This is a genomic window from Nonomuraea sp. NPDC050790, from assembly GCF_044456745.1.
Taxonomy (GTDB): Bacteria; Actinomycetota; Actinomycetes; order Streptosporangiales; family Streptosporangiaceae; genus Nonomuraea.
In genome coordinates this window covers 230,112-250,916 of the sequence record NZ_JBITGF010000005.1, presented here as the reverse complement: position 1 = coordinate 250,916, position 20,805 = coordinate 230,112, and the positions used below count along the sequence as shown (strand labels likewise).

Below are 20,805 nucleotides of genomic sequence, written 5' to 3'. Positions count from 1 at the left end.
GATGATCCCGGGCCGCGTGGCGGTGCCCGCCGCCGTGCTGATCGTGCTGGCCGCAGCCCTGGCCGCCTGGTTCCTCACCCGCGGCGGGCCCGTGCGTCCCGCGACGTTCCGCGGCGAGGCCACCTCGGCCATGTACGCCGCCATCGACTCCCGCCAGAGCGACGCCGCCCCGCTGACCACCGGCGAGGTCTTCACCCCCGCCACGGCGAAGCTGGGCGAGCTGACCAGGGGCGCGGCCGAGCAGCTCGGCGACTGCGCCGACGCCCTGGACGGCCCCGACGCCCCCGGATGCACCCAGGCCCTGCGCGCCACCTACACGGGCCAGAAGGTCAACGGCCAGTTCGTGATCTTCAACCTGCCCGACGGGCGCGCCGCCGACGCCCTGGTGACGGCGCTGGGCAAGGACGGCTTCCTGGAGCAGGCGGTCGCCTTCGACACCGCCCGGAGCTGGGCGCAGGCGCGGGCGCTCGGCCACTACGTGACCGTGAGCTGGGTGGGCCCCGCCGCCGAGGGCGGCAAGGTGGACCTCACCCGGTCACAGGTGGCTCTGGACACCCTCGCCCGCGTCGTGCAGTCCAGGATCCTGAAGGCCGTCTGAACCGGCGAGCGTCGCCGCCACCGCGCCCGGCAGGGCCCGCAGGTGGTGCAGCGGGGCCTCCAGCGGCGTGATGCCCTCCGCCCAGGGAGCGGCGGCGCGGATGAGCGCGCGGGCCGCGTTCTTGGTGAGCGCCCCGTCCCTGGCCGTGATGAGCGCCTCCCGCCAGGTGTTGGCGAGCTTGGCGTGGGCGTTGTCGAGGATCCTGCGCAGCACCCTGGCCGCGGGGTCGGCGGGGGGCGGCAGCCGTACCGCGTCGAGGACCGTGCCGCCGTCGCTCAGCTCGTAGACGGCGCCCAGCCCGTCGGGCCGCGCCGCGAGCGGCGCGGCGAGGTAGGCCCGCACGTGGCGGGCCTTGGTGGCCAGCAGAAGGCGCGGCAGCGCCCCCTCCAGCCCAGCCGGTACGGCTACCGCCACCCGCCCCACGGCGGCGGCGTACGGCTTGGCCAGCCAGGTGGACAGCTTCACCCTCGGCTGTCCCAGCGTCTTGGGCCATTCGCCCACGAGCAGGTCGGGCGCGAAGTCCCCGAGGTCGTGGGCCCGCTCGGGCGTGGACTCCACCGACTGCGGCCCCTGCGTGTAGATGGCGGTGGCGACCCGGTCGAGGCGGGCGGCGACGGAGGGCGCGGTCTTGGAGGTGGGCCGCAGGATGTACAGGTCGGCGGCCGAGCCGATGGCCTCGGCGCCCAGGTAGCGGTTGAAGTCGGGGTAGATCGCCTCGTTGAGCAGGTTGAGGGAGGACAGGGCGTTCTGCACCTTGAGGGCGAGCATGGGCGTGCGCTCACCGGCGCCGTAGGCCAGCAGCACCCGGCCGTCGTCCTTGAGCCCTTCCAGCGCCCGCGCGACGAACAGCCCGACCCCCTCCGGCGTGTACGGCGGGTCGGTGATCGCCAGATCGTGGCCACGCGCGGACTGCGGCAACCCCAGCCGCAGGTCGGCCCAGCGGGTGTGGACCCCGAGGTCCTGCTCGTCGATGTAGGCCAGGATGCGCTCGTCGATGTCGGCGACCGTGACCTCGGTGGCCGGATGGACCAGCTTGACGGCCAGCGAGGTGAGGTCGTGGTCGCCGACGCACAACAGCCTGGCGCCGGGCAGCCAGAAGCGGGCGCCGAGCAGCAGCGCCCTGCGCAGCACGGTCTCGGGGGTGGCGGCGACGTGGTCGAGCGTGTGGCGGCCCCGCGGCGCCTTGGCGACCAGCTCCTCCAGCCGCGCCAGCACGTGGTGGTAGTGGGGCAGCAGGTGAGCGACCGGGTCGGCGGGCGGCGGGGCCAGCGCGAGCAGGTCCTGGTAGTCGCCCGCGTGTTCGAGGGGCAGCCGGTAGCGCTCGCCGGAGCGTTCCAGGGTGGGCAACTCCCTGAGCAGGGCCTCGACGCCCCGGCGGGAGGTGGCGCTCTCGCGCACCAGTTCGGCCTGCGTGAGCCACCGGCCCTCGCTCAGCAGCGCCAGCGCGTGCCGGTAGCGTCTGCTGTCCGCCCCGGCCTCGTCGAGCAGGCGTTCGACCCCTTCACGCTCCATGGAGGAAGCTTATCGGTCCTGGAATTCCGGGGTTTGGGACACAGGAGTCCGAATATCGGAACACGGCGGATGTTCGCGATGTGGACCTGGTGGGCACCATTCGGGCAACGTGTTGTAACCTCTAACGCACAACTGCAGCAGGGCCAACGTCGTCCCTCGCCTTTGAAGCACCAAGAGCAAGACGAAGAGACGACGGGAGGGATTCAATGCCTGCTGCCCACCTCGGGTTCCCCGAGCCCCAGGGCCTCTACCACCCCGCCAACGAGCATGACGCCTGCGGAGTGGCCATGGTGGCCGACGTCGCCGGGCGACGCGGCCACGGCATCGTGGAGAAGGCCTTGGAGGCGTTGTGCAACCTTGACCACCGGGGGGCCAAGGGTAGCGAGCCGGACACCGGCGACGGAGCCGGGATCCTGACGCAGATCCCCGATGCATTCCTGCGCGCGAACGTGGAGTTCGCGCTGCCCGCGGCCGGCGAGTACGCCGTGGGCACGGCCTTCCTGGCCAGCGACCCCGAGGCGCGCGAGATCGGCGTGCGCATGATCGAGGAGATCGCGGCCGAGGAGGGCCTGACCGTACTCGGCTGGCGGGACGTGCCGGTCGACCGGGCCCTTCCCGGGCCGAGCGCCCGGGCCGTCATGCCGTTCTTCAAGCAGCTCTTCGTGGCCGGGCCCGACGGGGAGTCCGGGCTGGAGCTGGACCGGCTGGCGTACTGCCTGCGCAAGCGGGCCGAGCACGAGGTGGACGTCTACTTCCCCTCGCTGAGCGCCCGCACGATCGTCTACAAGGGCATGCTCACCCCGGACCAGGTCGAGCCGTTCTTCCCCGACCTGACCGACGAGCGCTTCGAGAGCGCGATCGCGCTGGTGCACTCGCGCTTCTCGACCAACACCTTCCCGAGCTGGCCGCTGGCCCACCCGTACCGGTACGTGGCGCACAACGGCGAGATCAACACGGTCAAGGGCAACCGCAACTGGATGCGGGCGCGCGAGGCGCTGCTGGAGTCGTCGCTCATCCCGGGCGATATTTCGCGACTTTTCCCGATCTGTGACCCGGACGGCTCCGACACCGCCTCCTTCGACGAGTGCCTGGAGCTGCTCCACATCGGCGGACGCTCGCTGCCGCACGCGGTGCTCATGATGATCCCGGAGGCGTGGGAGAACCACACCGGGATGGACCCCGCCCGCCGCGCCTTCTACGAGTTCCACTCCTCGATGATGGAGGCCTGGGACGGTCCCGCCTCGATCACCTTCACCGACGGCACCCTGGCCGGGGCGGTCCTCGACCGCAACGGCCTGCGCCCCGGCCGGTTCTGGGTGACCGCCGACGGGCTCGTCGTGCTCGCCTCCGAGGCGGGCGTGCTGGACTTCAAGCCCGAGGAGGTCGTCCGCAAGGGCCGCCTGCAGCCGGGCCGGATGTTCCTCATCGACACCGCCCAGGGCAAGATCATCGAGGATGACGAGATCAAGGCGGAGCTCGCGGCGGCGCTGCCGTACGAGGAGTGGCTGCACGCCGGGCTCGTCCGCTTCGAGGAGCTGCGCGCCCGCCAGCGCGAGATCCCCACGCACGAGGCGCTGGTCAAGCGGCAGCAGACCTTCGGCTACACCGAGGAAGAGCTGCGCATCATCCTGTCGCCGATGGCCAGGAGCGGCGCCGAGCCGATCGGGTCGATGGGCACCGACACGCCCGTGGCGGTCCTGAGCGAGAAGCCCCGGCTGCTGTTCGACTACTTCACGCAGCTCTTCGCGCAGGTCACCAACCCGCCGCTGGACGCCATCAGGGAAGAGGTCGTCACCTCGATGGCCAGCGTGCTCGGCCCCGAGGGCAACCTCCTCGACCCCGGGCCGACGAGCTGCCGCCAGCTCGTGCTGCCCTACCCGGTGATCGACAACGACGAGCTCGCGAAGATCATCCACATCAACGACGAGGGCGACCTGCCCGGCTTCCACCCGCACACCATCTCGGGCCTGTACCCGGTGGCGGGCGGCGGCGAGGCGCTGCTGGAGCGGCTGGCGGAGATCCGCGCCGAGGCCAGCAGGGCCATCGAGCAGGGCGCGCGCATCCTCGTGCTGTCCGACCGCGGCTCCTCCGCCGAGATGGCGCCGATCCCGTCGCTCATACTGACCGGCGCGGTCCACCACCACCTCATCCAGGAGAAGACCCGCACCAAGATCGGCCTGGTGGTCGAGACCGGCGAGGCCCGCGAGTGCCACCACATGGCGCTGCTCGTCGGCTACGGCGCCGGGGTCATCAACCCCTACCTGGCCATCGAGACCGTCGAGGACCTGGTCGACACCGGCGTGCTCGCGCTCGACAAGCACAAGGCCGTGCGCAACCTGATCAAGGCGTACGGCAAGGGCGTCATCAAGGTCATGTCCAAGATGGGCGTGTCCACGGTGGCCTCCTACACCGGCGCGCAGATCTTCGAGGCGCTCGGCCTGGGCTCCGAGGTCATCGACGCCTGCTTCACCGGGACCACCTCGCGGCTCGGCGGCGTCGGCTTCGCCGTACTGGCGGAAGAGGTCGCGCAGCGGCACAAGCGGGCCTACCCGCGCGCCGAGAACGCGCACCGGCGCCTGGAGGTCGGCGGCGAGTACCAGTGGCGGCGCGAGGGCGAGCCGCACCTGTTCAACCCCGAGACGGTCTTCAAGCTGCAGCACGCCACCCGCACGCGGCAGTACGAGATCTTCAAGGAGTACACCGGCCTCGTCGACTCGCAGGCCGAGAAGCTGATGACGCTGCGCGGCCTGTTCCGGCTGCGCGAGGGCAACCCGATCCCGATCGAGGAGGTCGAGCCGGTCAGCGAGATCGTCAAGCGGTTCTCCACCGGCGCGATGTCCTACGGCTCCATCTCGCGCGAGGCCCACGAGACGCTCGCGATCGCGATGAACCAGCTCGGCGGCAAGTCCAACACCGGCGAGGGCGGCGAGGAGCCGGACCGGCTTTACGACATCTCCCGCCGCTCGGCGATCAAGCAGGTGGCCTCCGGCCGCTTCGGCGTCACCTCCGAGTACCTGGTCAACGCCGACGACCTGCAGATCAAGATGGCCCAGGGCGCCAAGCCCGGCGAGGGCGGCCAGTTGCCCGGCCACAAGGTCTACCCGTGGATCGCCAAGACCCGGCACTCCACCCCGGGCGTCGGCCTCATCTCGCCGCCGCCGCACCACGACATCTACTCCATCGAGGACCTGGCCCAGCTCATCCACGACCTGAAGAACGCCAACCCGGTCTCCCGGGTGCACGTGAAGCTGGTCGCGGAGGTCGGCGTCGGCACCGTCGCCGCGGGCGTGTCCAAGGCGCACGCCGACGTCGTGCTGATCTCCGGCCACGACGGCGGCACCGGCGCCTCGCCGCTCACCTCGCTGAAGCACGCGGGCGCGCCCTGGGAGCTCGGCCTCGCCGAGACCCAGCAGACCCTGCTGCTCAACGGCCTGCGCGACCGGATCGTGGTGCAGGTCGACGGCCAGCTCAAGACCGGCCGCGACGTGGTCATCGCCGCGCTGCTCGGCGCCGAGGAGTACGGCTTCGCCACCGCGCCGCTGGTCGTGTCCGGCTGCGTGATGATGCGGGTCTGCCACCTCGACACCTGCCCGGTGGGCGTGGCCACGCAGAACCCCGAGCTGCGCAAGCGCTTCACCGGCAAGCCCGAGTTCGTGGTCAGCTTCTTCGAGTTCATCGCCCAGGAGATCCGCGAATACCTGGCCGAGCTGGGCTTCCGCTCGCTCGACGAGGCGATCGGGCACGTCGAGATGCTCGACGTCACCGCCGCGGAGAACCACTGGAAGGCCGGCGGGCTCGACCTCGCGCCGATCCTGCACCAGGTCGACGTGCCCGCGGGCGCGGACCTGCGCCGGACCAAGTCCCAGGACCACGGTCTGGAGCACGCGCTGGACAACACCCTCATCCAGCTCGCCGAGGGCGCCATCCAGTACGGCGAGCCGGTCAAGCTCGATCTCCCGATCCGCAACGTCAACCGGACCGTCGGCACCATGCTCGGCCATCACGTCACCAAGAAGTGGGGCGGCGACGGACTGCCGGACGACACGATCGACGTGTCGTTCACCGGCTCGGCGGGGAACTCGTTCGGCGCGTTCGTCCCGCGCGGCGTCACGCTGCGCCTGACCGGCGACGCCAACGACTACCTGGGCAAGGGTCTATCGGGCGGGCGCATCACGGTGCGGCCGCACGACGCGGCGCCGCTGGACGGCCACATCATTTCCGGAAATGTCGCCCTTTACGGCGCTACGTCGGGTGAGGCGTTCATCCGGGGTGTCGTCGGCGAGCGCTTCTGCGTCCGCAACTCCGGCGCCACCGCGGTCGTCGAGGGCGTCGGCGACCACGGCTGCGAGTACATGACCGGCGGCCGTGCCGTCATCCTCGGCCCCACCGGGCGCAACTTCGCGGCCGGGATGTCCGGCGGCATCGCGTACCTGCTCGACCTCGACGACAGCCGGGTCAACCGGGAGATGGTCGCGATCGAGGAGCTCACCGCGGAGGACGTGGAGTTCCTGCGCGAGACGGTCGAGCGGCACTTCGCCGAGACCGGCTCCTCAGTGGCCGCCGCGCTGCTGGCCACCTGGGATCCGGGCCGGTTCAGCAAGATCATGCCGACCGACTACAAGCGGGTCCTGCAGGCCGCCGAGGCCGCCCGCATCGAAGGCCGGGACATCGACGAGGCGGTCATGGCCGCCGCGGTCCAGTCATGACCCGCCGTCATGAGCCGGGCCGTGATCGGCCGGCGGTGTCGACCAAGAGTGTTCAGGGATGGGGGGCTTCCAATGGCTGACCCGAAGGGTTTCCTCACGCACGACAGGGAGCTGCCCGCGCGCCGTCCCGTGGACGTGCGCATCCAGGACTGGAAGGAGGTCTACACCGACTTCCCTCCGGCCAAGCTGAACCAGCAGGCCGCCCGGTGCATGGACTGCGGCATCCCGTTCTGCCACAACGGCTGCCCGCTGGGCAACCTGATCCCCGAGTGGAACGACCTCGTCTACCGCGAGGACTTCCAGGAGGCGATCGAACGCCTGCACGCCACGAACAACTTCCCGGAGTTCACCGGCCGCCTGTGCCCCGCCCCGTGCGAGGCCGCCTGCGTGCTCGGCATCAACTCCGACCCCGTGGCGATCAAGCGCGTCGAGGTCGAGATCATCGACAGGGCCTTCGCCGAGGGCTGGGTCCGTCCCGAGCCCGCGCCGGTCAGAACCGGCAGGCGCGTGGCCGTGGTCGGCTCCGGCCCCGCCGGGCTGGCCGCCGCCCAGCAGCTCACCCGCGCCGGGCACGACGTCGTCGTGTTCGAGCGGGCCGACGCCATCGGCGGGCTGCTGCGCTACGGCATCCCCGAGTTCAAGATGGAGAAGCGGCACATCGACCGGCGCCTGGAGCAGATGCGGGCCGAGGGCACCGAGTTCCGCACCTCGGTCAACGTCGGCGTCGACGTCACCGCCGCGCGGTTGCGCGCCGAGTTCGACGCGGTCGTGCTCGCCGGCGGCGCCACCCAGTGGCGCGACCTGCCGGTCGAGGGACGCGAGCTACGCGGCGTCTACCAGGCGATGGAGTACCTGCCGCCGGCCAACCGGGACCTGGCCGACTCGCCGATCAACGCCCGCGGCAAGCACGTCGTGGTCATCGGCGGCGGCGACACCGGCGCGGACTGCATCGGCACCGCCATCCGCCAGGGCGCCGCCTCGGTGACCCAGTTGGAGATCATGCCGCGCCCGCCGGCGTCCCGCGCGGGCTCGCAGCCGTGGCCCACCTACCCGACGCTGTTCAAGATGGAGAGCGCCCACGAGGAACTGGCCGACGGCGGCGGCGACCGCGTCTACGCCGTCTCCACCATGGGCTTCGCCGGAGACGCCGACGGCAACGTCAGGGCGCTGCGGCTGGTCGAGGTCGAAGGGCCGCAGACCGGCTTCAAGCCCATCCCGGGCACGGAACGGGAGATCCCGGCCGAGCTGGTCACGCTGTCCATGGGCTTCACCGGGCCGGAGAAGAGCGTGCTGCTGGAGGAACTCGGCGTCGCCTATGACAAGCGCGGCAACGTCGCCAGGGACTCCTCGTACATGACCTCGGTCGAGGGCGTGTTCTCCGCGGGTGACATCGGGCGCGGGCAGTCGCTCATCGTCTGGGCCATCGCCGAGGGGCGCGCCGCCGCCTCCCGGGTGGACGCGTTCCTGACGGGGGAGACGGCGCTGCCGTACCCGATCCTCCCGACGGCCCGCTCGCTCGTCTGACCCAGCACACGGTACGGCGGGGCGGTCCCAACCGCCCCGCCGTCGCCTTTCCCAGGGCTCCCTTTCCGAGACTCCGGGTTTCCCGGGGCCGGCTCCCGTTCGCGAGGCTCGCGGCGTCGTCAGGCGACCCTGTCCGGGGCGGCGGTCCAGGTGTTGCAGGCGGCCGGGCTCTCGGCGGCGAAGCCCCTGTTGAACCAGCGCGCCCGGTTGGCGCGGCTGCCGTGGTCGTTGGCCTTGCTGCCCTTCTCGCCCCCGAGCGACCACGCGATGGCGATCAGCGTGCCCCACTCGGGCACCGAACGCTTCTGGGCGTCCCACACGCTGCCGATGTAGACGCCGGCCAGGCAGTCGGCCTGCAGCTCGTAGCGCCGCTGGGCCTCCAGGACGTGGGCCTTGGAGGTGTACCTCTCCTGGGCGGCGCCCTGGAGCACGCCGGTCAGCCGCTGGACGTGGTGACCGTACTCGTGCGCCATGACCAGCAGGAAGCCCACCTCCGGCGCGTACTCCCTCACCGGTCCCGGCAGGTAGACGCCGATGGCGCCGGTCGGGTTGCAGTAGGCGCCGGGCATGATGTCGGCGGCCTTGCCCTGGCAGAAGGGCGCGTCCGGACGGGTCAGGTAGGCGAACGACGGCTTCGCGCCGGGCAGGCCGTGCGTCCTCAGGTGCCTGCCCCAGGCGGTGTTCAGGCAGGTGTAGGTCGTGGTCAGGTACGCGCGCACGGCCGCGTGCCCACGGTCGGCGGGCGGCGCGACCCGGCAGGCGGAGGCCGGGAACTGGCCGGTGCCGTACAGGGCGTTGTGGGTGAGCCTGCGGTCCTTGATCGGGTACGAGCCGGCCATCGCCGGGCTCGGCGCGAGGCCGGTCAGGACCGCGGCGGTGAGCGCGGTGGCGGCGACGGCGGTGAGTCTCATGCCCCTCACGGTGGCCGGTGCCTCTTGAAAGCCGGTTGCCGCTCACCTGAAAGCCACCGCAGTTACCACTAGATACCGAAATATCGGCATGAAGTTGACCTATTGGGTGAGTGTCGGAAAGATGCGTTTCCTTGGCCGTGACAAAGGGGGAGCAATGCGGCGGATCGCCTCAGTCTTGACGGGGTTGGCCCTCGTCACCTCCCTCGCCGCCTGCGCACCGGCCACGCAGCGCGCCTCCGAGGCGAACGCCGACTACCTCGTCTTCTACGCCGACGGCAAGCGGCTCGAAGCGCTGGGCGCGATCGGGCGGGCGGGGGGCTCCGCCGTACGGACCGAGGAACGGCTTGGATACGTGCTGGCCACGGGCGCGGGGGAGCGCTTCACCGCCGTCCTCGACGACGACCCGGCCATCGTGGGCGTCTCCTCCGACCGCGAGATCGGCCACGCCGCCGCGAGCCCGGGACGCGGCGGTACGGCGGCCGCCGTCCCTGACGCCTCGGCCCGCGAAGGCGCGGTCAAGGGCAGGGAGCCGCTGGCCGGCCGCCAATGGGACATGCGGATGATCGGCGCCGACAAGGCCAACGCCACGCTGCCCGGCAGCAAGAAGGTGCTGGTCGGCGTCATCGACACCGGCATCGACGGCAACCACCCCGACATCGCGCCGAACTTCGAGCGCGCCCTGTCGCGCAACTTCGTCACCGACCGGCCCAAGGACAAGCACGGCGAGACGCTCGACGGTCCGTGCGAAGCCGCCGGCTGCAAGGACCCGGTCGACCGCGACGACGACGGCCACGGCACCCACGTGGCCAGCACGATCGCTTCCCCGCTGAACGGCATCGGCGTCGCCGGCGTCGCGCCCGGCGTGCGGCTGGTCAACATCCGCGCCGGCCAGGACTCCGGCTTCTTCTTCCTCAAGCCCAGCCTCGACGCCCTCACCTACGCCGCCGACATCGGCGTCGACGTGGTCAACATGAGCTACTACGTGGACCCGTGGCTGTTCAACTGCACCGCCAACAAGGACGACAGCGCCCGCGAGCGCTCCGAGCAGCGGGCCATCATCACCGGCATGCAGCGCGCGCTCGACTACGCCAGGAAGAAGGGCGTCACGCTCATCTCCGCCCTCGGCAACGGCGCCACCGACCTGGGCCGGCCCAAGCTCGACAAGGACAGCCCCGGCTACCCGCGCGGCGATGAGCGCGTGCGCCACGTCGACAACTCCTGCCTCAACGTGCCCGCCGAGTCGAAGGGCGTCATCTCGATCTCGGCGGTCGGCCCGTCCGGCCGCAAGGCGATCTACAGCGACTACGGCGTCGAGCAGACCGACCTGTCCGCGCCCGGCGGCGACGCGCTCGATGGCAAGGGCGCCTCACCCACCCGCTCCATCCTCGCCGCCGCGCCCGAGCAGGCGCTGCGCGCCAGCGACAAGATCGACAAGAACGGCAGGCCGAAGACGAACGAGGTGGTCCGCGACTGCTCCAAGGGCTCCTGCGCGTACTACCAGTACCTGGACGGCACCTCCATGGCCGCCCCGCACGCCACCGGCGTCGCCGCCCTGCTGATCAGCCGGTTCGGCAAGCCCGGCAAGGGCGGCCTCGCGCTGTCCCCGGCCACGGTCGAGGAACTGCTGTACAAGAGCGCCACGCGCAAGCCCTGCCCGACGCCGCGCGCGTACGTCTACCGGATCTACGACGAGCAGACCACGCACACCTGCGAGGGCGAGGCGGCCAAGAACGGCTTCTACGGCCGCGGCATCGTCAACGCGCTGAACGCCACGACGGTCGGGCGCTGAATGTAGGGTCGGGGCATGGGGTACCGCCTCATCGCCGAGGGCGCGATGCTGGTGCACTTCGCCTTCCTCGTCTACATGGCCGTCGGCGGGTTCCTGGCCTGGCGGTGGCCGCGTACCATCTGGATCCACCTGGGCGTCGCCGCCTGGGGCGTGCTGTCGGTCACGACCGGCATGGAGTGCCCGCTGACCCTGGTCGAGGACTGGGGCCGCGAGCGGGCCGGGCAGGCGGGGCTGCCGGCGTCCGGGTTCATCGACCACTACATCGAGGGCGTGATCTACCCGGAGGAATACACACTCTTGGCGCGCTGGGGTGTGGCCGTTCTCGTGCTGTTCTCCTATATCGGCTACGTTCTCCGACGTCGATGACGGGGTCCTCACGGGTGATGGCGCGACCGAGGATGCTCGCTTCGCTCCATCAAGTGGTCTGTACCAATTAAGGTGGGACTCGTGACTCGTCGCGCGAAAATCGTCTGCACACTTGGCCCTGCCACATCCTCCCCCGAGCGACTGCGCGAGCTGATCGCCGCCGGGATGGATGTCGCCCGATTCAACCTCTCTCATGGCAACCATGAGCTGCACAAAGAGGTATTCGACCGGGTGAGGGAGGTGGCGGCCGACCTCGGCCGCGGCGTAGGCGTGCTGGCCGACCTGCAAGGCCCCAAGATCCGCGTGGGCACCTTCGAGGAGGGCCCGGTCCGGCTCGGCTTCGGCGACGTCTTCACTATCACCACCGAGGACGTGCCCGGCGACCGCGAGCAGGTCTCCACCACCTACAAGGGCCTGCCCGGCGACGTGCGCTCCGGCGACACGATCCTGGTCGACGACGGCCGCCTGGTGCTGGAGGTGACCCGCGTCGACGGCCAGCGCGTGACCACCCGCGTCGTCATCGGCGGGATGATCTCCGACAACAAGGGCCTCAACCTGCCGGGCGTCAACGTCAGCGCCCCCGCCCTCACCGACAAGGACGAGGCGGACCTGCGCTGGGCGCTGCGCACCGGCTTCGACATGATCGCGCTGTCGTTCGTGCGCCGCCCCTCCGACGCCGACGTGGTCCGCAACATCATGGAGCAGGAGGCCGTACGGCTGCCGCTGCTCGCCAAGATCGAGAAGCCGCAGGCCGTCGAGCGCCTGCCGGAGATCGTCGAGGCCTTCGACGGCATCATGGTGGCCCGCGGCGACCTGGGCGTCGAACTGCCCCTCGAAGAGGTGCCGATCGTCCAGAAGCGCATCATCGAGCTGTGCCGCGAGAAGGCCAGGCCGGTCATCGTCGCCACCCAGATGCTCGACTCGATGATGAACGCCCCGCGCCCCACCAGGGCCGAGACCTCCGACGTGGCCTACGCCGTCATGGACGGCGCCGACGCGGTCATGCTGTCCGGCGAGACCTCGGTCGGCAACTACCCCATCGAGGCCGTCTCCACGATGGACCGCATCGCCTGCGCCGCGGAGAAGTCCTCGCTGCAGGCCACCCACAGCCTCGACCGGCTGCCCGAGACCACCGGCGGCGCCATCGCGCGTGCCGCCGCCGAGGTCGGCGCGATCGTCGGCGCCAAGGCGCTGGTCGCCTTCACCATGTCCGGTGAGACCGCGCGCCGCCTGGCCCGCTACCGCTCGCCGATCCCGCTGCTGGCCTTCACCTCGGCTCCGCACGTACGCGGGCAGTTGTCGCTGACCTGGGGCGTGGAGACCTTCCACGTGCCGTTCGTCCACCACACCGACGACATGGTCCGCCAGGTGGAGGCGTCCCTGCTGTCGCTGGGCCGGCTGGAGAAGGGCGACAAGGTCGTCATCGTGGCCGGTTCCCCTCCCGGCACCCCGGGCTCCACGAACGCGCTGCGCGTCCACACCATCGGCTCCGCCGTCTCCCACGCCCACTGAGCCGGTCTTCGCCGGACACCCCGACGCTCTTCTCGCCGAGGGCCCTTCCCGCCGGACACCCTTCTCGCCGGACACCCTTCCCGGCGAGGGCCCTTCTAGGTGAGGGCCCTTCGTGGCGAGCGGCCGTTTGTCGCGAGAGGCCCTTCGTGGCGAGCGGCCCTTCGTCGCGAGAGGCCCTTCCACCGAAGGCCCTTCGCCTGAGGCTTTACCGCCGAAACCCCGCGAGCACCGCCTACCCGGTCTCGCGGGGTTTCCCCTTGCCCGGCCTCAGTTGGCGTGCAGGGCGGCGTTCAGCTCGATGCGCTGGCCCGTGCGGGCGACCGCCTCCACCGCGCCCGACTGGGAGTTGCGGCGGAACAGCAGCCCGCTGGAGCCCGACAGCTCGCGGCCCTTGACCACGCGGCCGTCCGGCAGCGCGATCTTGGTGCCGGACGTCACGTACAGGCCCGCCTCCACCACGCAGTCGTCACCCAGCGAGATCCCCACGCCGGCGTTGGCCCCCAGCAGGCAGCGCTCGCCGATCGCGATGACCTCCTTGCCGCCGCCCGACAGCGTGCCCATGATCGAGGCGCCGCCACCCACGTCGGACCCGTCACCGACCACGACGCCGGCCGAGATCCGGCCCTCGACCATCGACGCGCCCAGCGTGCCGGCGTTGAAGTTGACGAAGCCCTCGTGCATCACGGTCGTGCCGGCCGCCAGGTGGGCGCCGAGACGCACCCGGTCGGCGTCGGCCACCCGGACGCCGGAGGGCATCACGTAGTCCACCATCCGCGGGAACTTGTCCACGCCGTAGACGGTGACCGCGCCCGCGGCACGCAACCGCAGCCGGGTCCGCTCGAACCCGTCCACCGCGCACGGCCCCCTGTCGGTCCACACGACGTTGGCCAGCAGCCCGAACAACCCGTCCAGGCTCAGCCCGTGCGGCCGTACCAGGCGCGACGACAGCAGATGAAGACGCAGGTACGCGTCGTGCGCGTCGGCCGGGGGCTCCGACAGCTTGGCGATGCCGGTGCGCACGGCGACGACCTCGACGCCGCGCGCCGGGTCGGGGCCGGTCAGCTCGGCCAGCTCACCCGCCTCCTCGGCGGAGAGCCGTTCGGTGCCGGTGAAGCCGGGCTCGCCCAGCTCGGGCGCGGGGAACCAGGTGTCGAGCACGGTGCCGTCGGCGGCGATGGTGGCCAGGCCGGTGCCGTGGGCGCCGGTGCTGGTGGGATCGATAGCAGTCACGGGCCCAAAATACCGGGTCAGATGGTGCCGAGGTCGGCCGACAGCCACCGCTCGGGCCGCATGTGGAAGGTCACGAGGACGGCGAGGTTCGACTGCTCGACGTAGCCGGCCACCGCCTCGTCGGGCAGGTAGCGGGCGACGATCCTGGTCATCTCCTCCAGCGTGGTGGGATTCCTCCCGACCACCGGCCCCTCGACGGACACGTACCTGTAGGTCGGGTGGGTCCGCTGGGCGAGCATCGTCACCCTGCCCGCCTTGCCGATGAGCTGTGCCTTGACCGAATCGCCGTCGGTGAGGAACGACACCGTGCCGCCCGGCTCGTAGGCGTACCAGATCGGCACGCTCAGCGGCGCCCGCCCCGCACCCGCCTCCACCGCGACCGCCCCGACATACGGCTCCGCCAGGAACGCCTCCCGATCAGCAGCGCTCAGTGCCACGGCAACCCCCCGAAGATCGTCGTACTCCTGCCGCCGACCCTAACCCACCGCCACCTCCCCAAACGCGACGCACCCCGCCACTCCACCCTCCAGCTTCGCCCAGCCGCCACACCGTCACCGTAGGCGCAGACGCCCGCCGCCCCGCCCGCCCCGCCCGCCCCGCCCGCCCCGTTCGCGCCGGCGACAGCCGCCACAATCGACAACCCGAACCCCGCGCCCTCGCCAGGCATGTGCTGGCGAGGACGCAGCGACCGGAACGGAGCCGCCCGAAACCTCCCCACCACAGCCCCCACACCACCCCATTAGGGCACCGCGCCGTGCGCGCTCGCCCACGTCCGCCGACAGCCCGTCGCCAAGCCTGCCCACCGACCGACCCGTCCGCCCCTCGTGCCCCGCACAGCCTCAAACTGCCGCTGCCGTACCCCTCAAACTGCCGCTGCTGCAGCCTTCAACCTGCCGCAGCCTTCAAACTGCCCGGGCACAGCCTCAACCGCCCTGCGCAGCCCTCAGACTGCCCGCGCGCAGGCGAGGCCGCCTGGCCGCGGTCGATCCCATGCCCAGCGGCCCTGGTCACCGCCCTCGGCCCGAGGACCTCATGCCTTCGGGCCCACGTGGCAGTCGAGCAGCGCCACCGCCTCCCGCCGGGCCACGGAGATCTCGTTGCGCTTGCTGTACCGCCAGGCCACCCCCAGCCGATCGAGCGCCTCCCCGCAGATCCGCAGGATGTCGGCCGACTCGTTCTTGAACAGGTAACGCGGATACTCGTACCAGCGCACCCCGCCAGGAAGTTCGCGCCGCACGCGGTTGAGGCCGCGGTAGCCGTCCGAGTGCATGAGCCCGCGCACCAGCGGCCCCGGATGCATGCGGGCGACCTCCTCCTGCCACGGCTGGAGCATGATCGCGCGATGGTGCTTCTTGCCAGGACCGTGCTGGGGGAACATGTGCGGCCAGTGCTTGGAATAGGAACTGATCTCATGGGAGCCGGGCCGGCGGGAGGCCCGGACGCGGTTGGTCGGCCGGACGGCGCGCAGCGCTCGCTCGCATTCACGCATGAGTCCTGGCCAGGCGTCGGCGCAGATGATGCGCATGGCCCACACGCCCTTGGCCAGGTCCCCGACGGGGCTGAGGCAGCCGTCACCGAGGTAGAGGCCGAGAAGGTAGGCGTAGGCGTCGCAAGGCTCCGGCAGGCGTGGTGGCTCCACGCAGCGGGCGCAGACGCCAGTCATGGGGGAGGTGCGATCGGGATCCTGTCGCCAGGTACGCAGGGTCGACCGGTTGACGCCGGTCCGGCGGCTCACCTCGCTGAGGCTCAGCCCTTGGTCAAGCAGGAGAAGCGCGCGAGCGCGGACCGCGGGGGAGTACACGCGGGCAGCTTCGCAGCCGGGTACGACAAGAGTGCCCCGAGTGGGATTCGAACCCACACTGAATGGTGTTTGAGACCATCGCCTCTGCCGTTGGGCTATCGGGGCAAATTTCCAGACATGTCTGGAAAGAGAGCCGACACTCCACGCATACGCGCCCGGACACCGGCGTGGATCTAATGTAGCGGACCTCGGTACTCTTCTGCTCGTGAGTACGCAGCGGCGAGTAGTGATCGCGGAAGACGAGGCGCTGATCCGCCTCGACCTCAAGGAGATGCTTGAGGAGGACGGCTACGTCGTCGTGGGTGAGGCGGGTGACGGTGAGCAGGCGATACTGCTGGCCACCGAGCTCAAGCCCGACCTCGTGATTCTCGACGTCAAGATGCCCGTGCTCGACGGCATCTCGGCGGCCGAGCGCATCGTCGCCGAACGGGTGGCCCCCTGCCTCATCCTCACCGCCTTCTCCCAGCGGGACCTGGTCGAACGGGCCAGGGACGCGGGGGCGATGGCCTATCTGGTCAAGCCGTTCACGAAGGCGGACCTGGTGCCGGCGATCGAGATGGCGGTCAGCCGGCACGAGGAGATGGTGGCGCTGGCCACCGAGGTCTCGAGCCTGTCCGAGCGGCTGGAGACCCGCAAGCTGGTCGAACGGGCCAAGGGGCTGCTGATGGCCGCCCACGGATGGAGCGAGCCGCAGGCGTTCCGCTGGATCCAGAAGGCCTCCATGGACCGCCGCCTCAGCATGCGCGAAGTGGCCCAGATCGTCGTGGCCGACGCCACCAAGACCGAATAGCCCCCCGAGGTTCGGCGCCTCGCTCGCCGTAGCCTCCGTCCCGAGCGGCCTCGGGCGGCCGTGCGTCTTGTGGCGGTCCGTGCACGCCTGTCGGGGGTACGCCGCTTCGCCGCCCACGGCCCATAGGCCACGGGTCATGGGCTTCTGGGCCCCTTGGGCGGCTCTGGGGTTGGCCGGGGAGCGAGGCGGCCGTGGGGAGCGGTGTGAGGACGGCCAAGGAGTGAGGCTCTCTTGCGGTCGGCTAGAGGCCGCAGGTTTTGCGGGCGTAGCCGAGAAAGAGCTGGTCCAGCCGCGTCGACGGCGTCTGGACCGTGTCGGAGCGGAAGACGAGGAACCGGGGCTCGCCCGCCCCCAGCGCCACCCGGGCGTTGAACAGCATCGCGATCTTGGCCTCCGCGAACGAGTGCGGGTCGCAGCGCCCCGGGGTGATCTCCACGGGCATCTCCAACCGCCCCACACCCGCCTTAAGCGTCATCTCGCGAAATTTCAGTTCATAGTGCACGTTGCCTGACAACTCGGCCACGGTCACATCTTCGTTGCCATCACGTCGCGTCACGATAACGGTGCCGTGGAGAACCTTGTCCTTCTCGGTCCAGTCCGGTCCGAACCCGATCTCCACCGCCTGCCGTACCAGGAACTGCTCGCACTCCTCACGGAAGAGCTTGGCCAGCAGGGGCTCCGGGTGGGGCAGCGCCCAGGTGACCTCGCGGGAGGGTTCCTCACCCGCCTTGACGTGCGCGATCACCCGCGCCGGCCGCAGTTCCGGGACGGCTCCCGGCGCGCAGTTGGCGGCGCCGTACGAGACGCGCAGGGCGACCGGAACGCTCTTGACGGCGGTGTCCATGCGCGAGAACCCCGTCTCCTGGAAGGACGGCCCGCTCAACCGCACGTCGGACACCCACACGGGCGTGGCGGCGCTGTTGGCCATCACCACGCTGAGCATGTGCTTGGGCATGTCGGATCGCCCCTGCGTGAGGGTCACGGTGAGCCCCTCGGGCGGGGTGGCGGAGGGCACGGGCGGGCTGCCCGCGCAGGCGGAAAGGCCGAGGACGAGGGCGAGGAGGGCGGCGGTGCGCTTCACATCGCCACAGTAGGGGCGGCTTCCGGCGGCGCCAGGTTAAGGAGGAGTCACGACTGCGCATCGTAAGGTCCCGGCCGCTCGCGCCGGATATTTCCGGAGTCATGCTGATCGTGGATTTCGCGAACTCCATGTCCCCCCTGCATCTCTGCAAGAAGGAGATATCGATGATTCGGCGAGCGTTGGCCGTCGCGACCGCGGCGGTCTCGGCCCTCGCACTCGCGGCCTGCGGATCCTCCGGTCCCGACCGGGCCGGCACCCCGGCGAGCGACACGGCCTCCGCGCCGGGCACCACCGCCGCCAAGGGCGACGGCACGCTGGTCCTCGGCTCCGTGCTCCCCCAGACGGGGAACCTGTCCTACCTGGGTCCGCCGATGTTCGCGGGCGTGGACCTGGCGGTCAAGGAGATCAACGACGCGGGCGGCGTCCTGGGCAAGCAGATCTCGGTCTCGCACACCGACTCCGGCGACACCACGACCCAGATCGCCGCGCAATCCACCGACAGCCTGCTGGCCAAGAAGGTCGACGCCATCGTCGGCTCGGCCTCCTCCTCGGTCTCGCTGTCCATCCTCGACAAGATCACGGGCTCGGGCGTGCTGATGTTCTCGCCGTCGGCGACGGGCATCGAGCTCACCAACGCCAAGGACAACGGCCTGTTCTGGCGTACGGCCCCGCCCGACCTGCTCCAGGGCCGGGTCCTGGGCGACCTGGCGGTCTCGGAAGGCGACGACACGGTCGCGATCGTGGCCATGCAGGACGCCTACGGCTCCGGCCTGGCCGACTCGACGGAGAAAGCCGTTCTCGCCGGCGGGGGCGAGGTCGTGGAGAAGATCCTCTACGACCCCAAGGCGGCCGACTTCTCGGCGGACGTGGCCAAGGTGAAGGCGAAGAACCCGAAGGGCATCGTGCTCATCGGCTTCGCCGAGACCAGCAAGGTCGTCCAGGAGCTCGTCAAGCAGGGCCTGAGCAGCGACAAGCACCACTGGTACATGGTCGACGGCAACCTGTCCAACACCAACTACCTGAAGTTCCCCAAGGGCACGATGAAGGGTGTCAAGGGCACCCTGCCCGGCTCGGAGGCTCCCGAGGCGTTCCAGAAGCGGCTGCTGGAGGTCAATCCCCAGCTCGACGTCTTCGGGTACGGCCCCGAGTCCTACGACGCCGTGAACCTGATCGCGCTCGCCGCCGAGGCGGCCAAGAGCGACGTGGGCGCCGACATGGCCGCGAAGCTGGGCGAGGTCAGCAAGGGCGGCGAGAAGTGCAACGCCTTCAAGGCCTGCGCCGATCTACTCAAGGCGGGCAAGGACATCGACTACGACGGCGTGAGCGGCCCCGTGGAGTTCAACGACGCCGGCGATCCGGCCACCGCCACGATTGGCATCTACCAATTCGGCCAGAACAACACCTTCAACGCCGCGAAGGCGCTGGAGTATCGGACGGGGAACATCGCGGGGTAACAGGGCGTCAGCGGCCGGTTTCCCAGATAACCGGCCGCTACCTGGGGGTTTTCTCCATAAGTTGAGGAGTGATTACGACTCCGCATCCAAGTGCCGACAGTTCTTCCAGGCATCTAGCTGGAAGCCTGCTGCTTTTTGTACGTTTCGCTCATTCGATCGGGAACGTCGGCGGTGCTGACAGCCTCCCGGCCTGGATGAAGGAGACACTTCATGACCCGCATTGCCCCACTCGGGCGCGTGCTCGCCGTCGCGGCTGCGGCGAGCCTCGCTCTGACGGCCTGTGGCGGCGGCGCTGACACCGCCGGCACCACGGCCACCGACTCGGCTGCGCCGGCGACCTCGGCCGCTGCCGGCAAGGGCGACGGCACGCTCAACCTCGGCACCCTCCTCCCGCAGACCGGCTCGCTCGCCTACCTCGGCCCGCCCGAGTTCGCGGGCGTGGACCTGGCGGTCAAGGAGATCAACGACGCGGGCGGCGTCCTCGGCAAGCAGGTCTCGGTCTCGCACACCGACTCCGGCGACACCACGACGCAGATCGCCTCGCAGTCCGTGGACAGCCTGCTGGCCAAGAAGGTGGACGCCATCATCGGCGCCGCCTCGTCCTCGGTGTCGCTGTCCGTGATCGACAAGATCACGGGCGCCGGCGTGGTGCACTTCTCGCCCGCCAACACCTCCATCGAGCTCACCACCTACAAGGACAACGGCCTGTTCTGGCGTACGGCTCCGCCGGACATCCTGCAGGGCCGCGTCCTGGGTGACCTCGCGGTGGCCGACGGCGACGACACGGTCGCCATCCTCGCGCTGCAGGACTCCTACGGCACCGGCCTGGCCGACTCCACGGAGAAGGCCGTCATCGCCGGCGGCGGCGAGGTCGTCGAGAAGATCATCTACGACCCCAAGGCCGCGGACTTCTCGGCCGACGTCGCCAAGGTCAAGGCCAAGAACCCGAAGGGCATCGTGCTCATCGGCTTCGCCGAGACCAACAAGGTCGTCCAGGAGCTCGTCAAGCAGGGCCTGACGGCCGACAAGCACCACTGGTACATGGTCGACGGCAACCTGTCCAACACGAACTTCCTGAAGTTCCCGAAGGGCACCCTGAAGGGCGTCAAGGGCACGCTGCCCGGCGCGGCCGCCCCGGACGCGTTCCAGAAGAAGCTCCTCGAGGTCAACCCGAAGCTCGAGGACTTCAGCTACGCGCCCGAGTCCTACGACGCCGCCAACCTGATCGCCCTGGCCGCCGAGGCCGCCAAGAGCGACGCGGGCACCGACATCGCCACGAAGCTGGGCGAGGTCAGCAAGGGCGGCGAGAAGTGCAACGACTTCAAGACCTGCGTGGACCTGCTGAAGGCCGGCAAGGACATCGACTACGACGGCATCAGCGGTCCGGTCGAGTTCAACGACGCCGGTGACCCGGCGACGGCCACCATCGGCATCTACCAGTACGGGGACGACAACAAGTACCCGGCCAAGGCCATCGACTACCGCACCGGCAACATCGCCGAGTAAGTAGCCAGGAAGAAGCCCCGGGACC

Annotated in this window: 15 protein-coding genes and 1 tRNA gene; 9 read left to right on the top strand and 7 right to left on the bottom strand. The window is 70.4% G+C overall.

Annotated elements, in window-relative coordinates; translation table 11 throughout:
• The first annotated feature begins 1 nt into the window (after position 1).
• Positions 2 to 598: a hypothetical protein gene (locus ACIBEJ_RS26455; protein WP_397185510.1), complete on the top strand. Its 597-nt coding sequence runs from the start codon at positions 2 to 4 to the stop codon at positions 596 to 598.
• Here the strand turns inward: ACIBEJ_RS26455 and ACIBEJ_RS26450 are convergent.
• Complete coding sequence (locus ACIBEJ_RS26450) at positions 536 to 2,110, bottom strand: bis-aminopropyl spermidine synthase family protein (RefSeq protein WP_397185509.1); 1,575 nt, start codon at positions 2,108 to 2,110, stop codon at positions 536 to 538. The two genes, ACIBEJ_RS26455 and ACIBEJ_RS26450, sit on opposite strands and share 63 nt — an antisense overlap.
• A 206-nt stretch (positions 2,111 to 2,316) precedes the next feature.
• Between ACIBEJ_RS26450 and gltB the strand changes: the two genes are divergently transcribed.
• Positions 2,317 to 6,816, top strand: a complete 4,500-nt coding sequence (gene gltB, locus ACIBEJ_RS26445) for a glutamate synthase large subunit (RefSeq protein ID WP_397185508.1) — start codon at positions 2,317 to 2,319, stop codon at positions 6,814 to 6,816.
• 72 nt (positions 6,817 to 6,888) lie between these two features.
• The gene (locus ACIBEJ_RS26440) at positions 6,889 to 8,340 is read left to right on the top strand and encodes a glutamate synthase subunit beta (protein WP_397185507.1); all 1,452 of its coding nucleotides are present in this window, start codon (positions 6,889 to 6,891) and stop codon (positions 8,338 to 8,340) included.
• A 119-nt stretch (positions 8,341 to 8,459) separates the two neighbouring features.
• On the opposite strand, the gene ACIBEJ_RS26435 is transcribed toward ACIBEJ_RS26440, so the two are convergent.
• Positions 8,460 to 9,251: a neutral zinc metallopeptidase gene (locus tag ACIBEJ_RS26435; RefSeq protein ID WP_397185506.1), complete on the bottom strand. Its 792-nt coding sequence runs from the start codon at positions 9,249 to 9,251 to the stop codon at positions 8,460 to 8,462.
• Positions 9,252 to 9,426: 175 nt separating this feature from the next.
• Here ACIBEJ_RS26435 and ACIBEJ_RS26430 point away from each other — a divergent pair, with 175 nt between their 5' ends.
• The 3 genes from ACIBEJ_RS26430 (at position 9,427) to pyk (ending at position 12,918) form a co-directional block, all read left to right on the top strand.
• The gene (locus tag ACIBEJ_RS26430) at positions 9,427 to 11,040 is read left to right on the top strand and encodes a S8 family peptidase (protein ID WP_397185505.1); all 1,614 of its coding nucleotides are present in this window, start codon (positions 9,427 to 9,429) and stop codon (positions 11,038 to 11,040) included.
• Positions 11,041 to 11,055: 15 nt separating this feature from the next.
• Positions 11,056 to 11,406: a DUF2784 domain-containing protein gene (locus ACIBEJ_RS26425; RefSeq protein ID WP_397185504.1), complete on the top strand. Its 351-nt coding sequence runs from the start codon at positions 11,056 to 11,058 to the stop codon at positions 11,404 to 11,406.
• An 81-nt stretch (positions 11,407 to 11,487) separates the two neighbouring features.
• Positions 11,488 to 12,918 carry a pyruvate kinase gene (pyk, locus tag ACIBEJ_RS26420; RefSeq protein ID WP_397185503.1) on the top strand — a complete coding sequence of 477 codons (1,431 nt, stop codon included), beginning with the start codon at positions 11,488 to 11,490 and terminating at the stop codon, positions 12,916 to 12,918.
• A 267-nt stretch (positions 12,919 to 13,185) separates the two neighbouring features.
• On the opposite strand, the gene dapD is transcribed toward pyk, so the two are convergent.
• The 4 genes from dapD to ACIBEJ_RS26400 all read right to left on the bottom strand — a co-directional run bounded on the left by dapD (position 13,186) and on the right by ACIBEJ_RS26400 (position 16,054).
• Positions 13,186 to 14,148, bottom strand: coding sequence for a 2,3,4,5-tetrahydropyridine-2,6-dicarboxylate N-succinyltransferase (dapD, locus tag ACIBEJ_RS26415; protein ID WP_397185502.1), 963 nt, complete (start codon positions 14,146 to 14,148; stop codon positions 13,186 to 13,188).
• A 17-nt stretch (positions 14,149 to 14,165) separates the two neighbouring features.
• Positions 14,166 to 14,585 carry a pyridoxamine 5'-phosphate oxidase family protein gene (locus tag ACIBEJ_RS26410; RefSeq protein ID WP_397185501.1) on the bottom strand — a complete coding sequence of 140 codons (420 nt, stop codon included), beginning with the start codon at positions 14,583 to 14,585 and terminating at the stop codon, positions 14,166 to 14,168.
• Between the two features lie 593 nt (positions 14,586 to 15,178).
• Positions 15,179 to 15,949, bottom strand: a complete 771-nt coding sequence (locus ACIBEJ_RS26405; protein ID WP_397185500.1) for a helix-turn-helix domain-containing protein — start codon at positions 15,947 to 15,949, stop codon at positions 15,179 to 15,181.
• Between the two features lie 32 nt (positions 15,950 to 15,981).
• A tRNA-Leu gene (locus ACIBEJ_RS26400) sits at positions 15,982 to 16,054 on the bottom strand.
• A gap of 100 nt (positions 16,055 to 16,154) precedes the next feature.
• On the opposite strand from ACIBEJ_RS26400, the gene ACIBEJ_RS26395 reads away from it, so the two are divergent.
• Positions 16,155 to 16,739, top strand: coding sequence for an ANTAR domain-containing response regulator (locus ACIBEJ_RS26395; RefSeq protein ID WP_397185499.1), 585 nt, complete (start codon positions 16,155 to 16,157; stop codon positions 16,737 to 16,739).
• 241 nt (positions 16,740 to 16,980) lie between these two features.
• Here the strand turns inward: ACIBEJ_RS26395 and ACIBEJ_RS26390 are convergent, their stop codons facing one another.
• Positions 16,981 to 17,820 carry a hypothetical protein gene (locus ACIBEJ_RS26390; protein WP_397185498.1) on the bottom strand — a complete coding sequence of 280 codons (840 nt, stop codon included), beginning with the start codon at positions 17,818 to 17,820 and terminating at the stop codon, positions 16,981 to 16,983.
• A 164-nt stretch (positions 17,821 to 17,984) separates the two neighbouring features.
• Between ACIBEJ_RS26390 and ACIBEJ_RS26385 the strand changes: the two genes are divergently transcribed.
• Both ACIBEJ_RS26385 and ACIBEJ_RS26380 read left to right on the top strand, forming a co-directional pair.
• Positions 17,985 to 19,274, top strand: coding sequence for an ABC transporter substrate-binding protein (locus ACIBEJ_RS26385; protein ID WP_397185497.1), 1,290 nt, complete (start codon positions 17,985 to 17,987; stop codon positions 19,272 to 19,274).
• Positions 19,275 to 19,484: 210 nt separating this feature from the next.
• Positions 19,485 to 20,780 (top strand): ABC transporter substrate-binding protein, encoded by a 1,296-nt coding sequence (locus ACIBEJ_RS26380; protein WP_397185496.1) that lies wholly within the window; start codon positions 19,485 to 19,487, stop codon positions 20,778 to 20,780.
• The last annotated feature ends 25 nt before the right edge of the window (positions 20,781 to 20,805 follow it).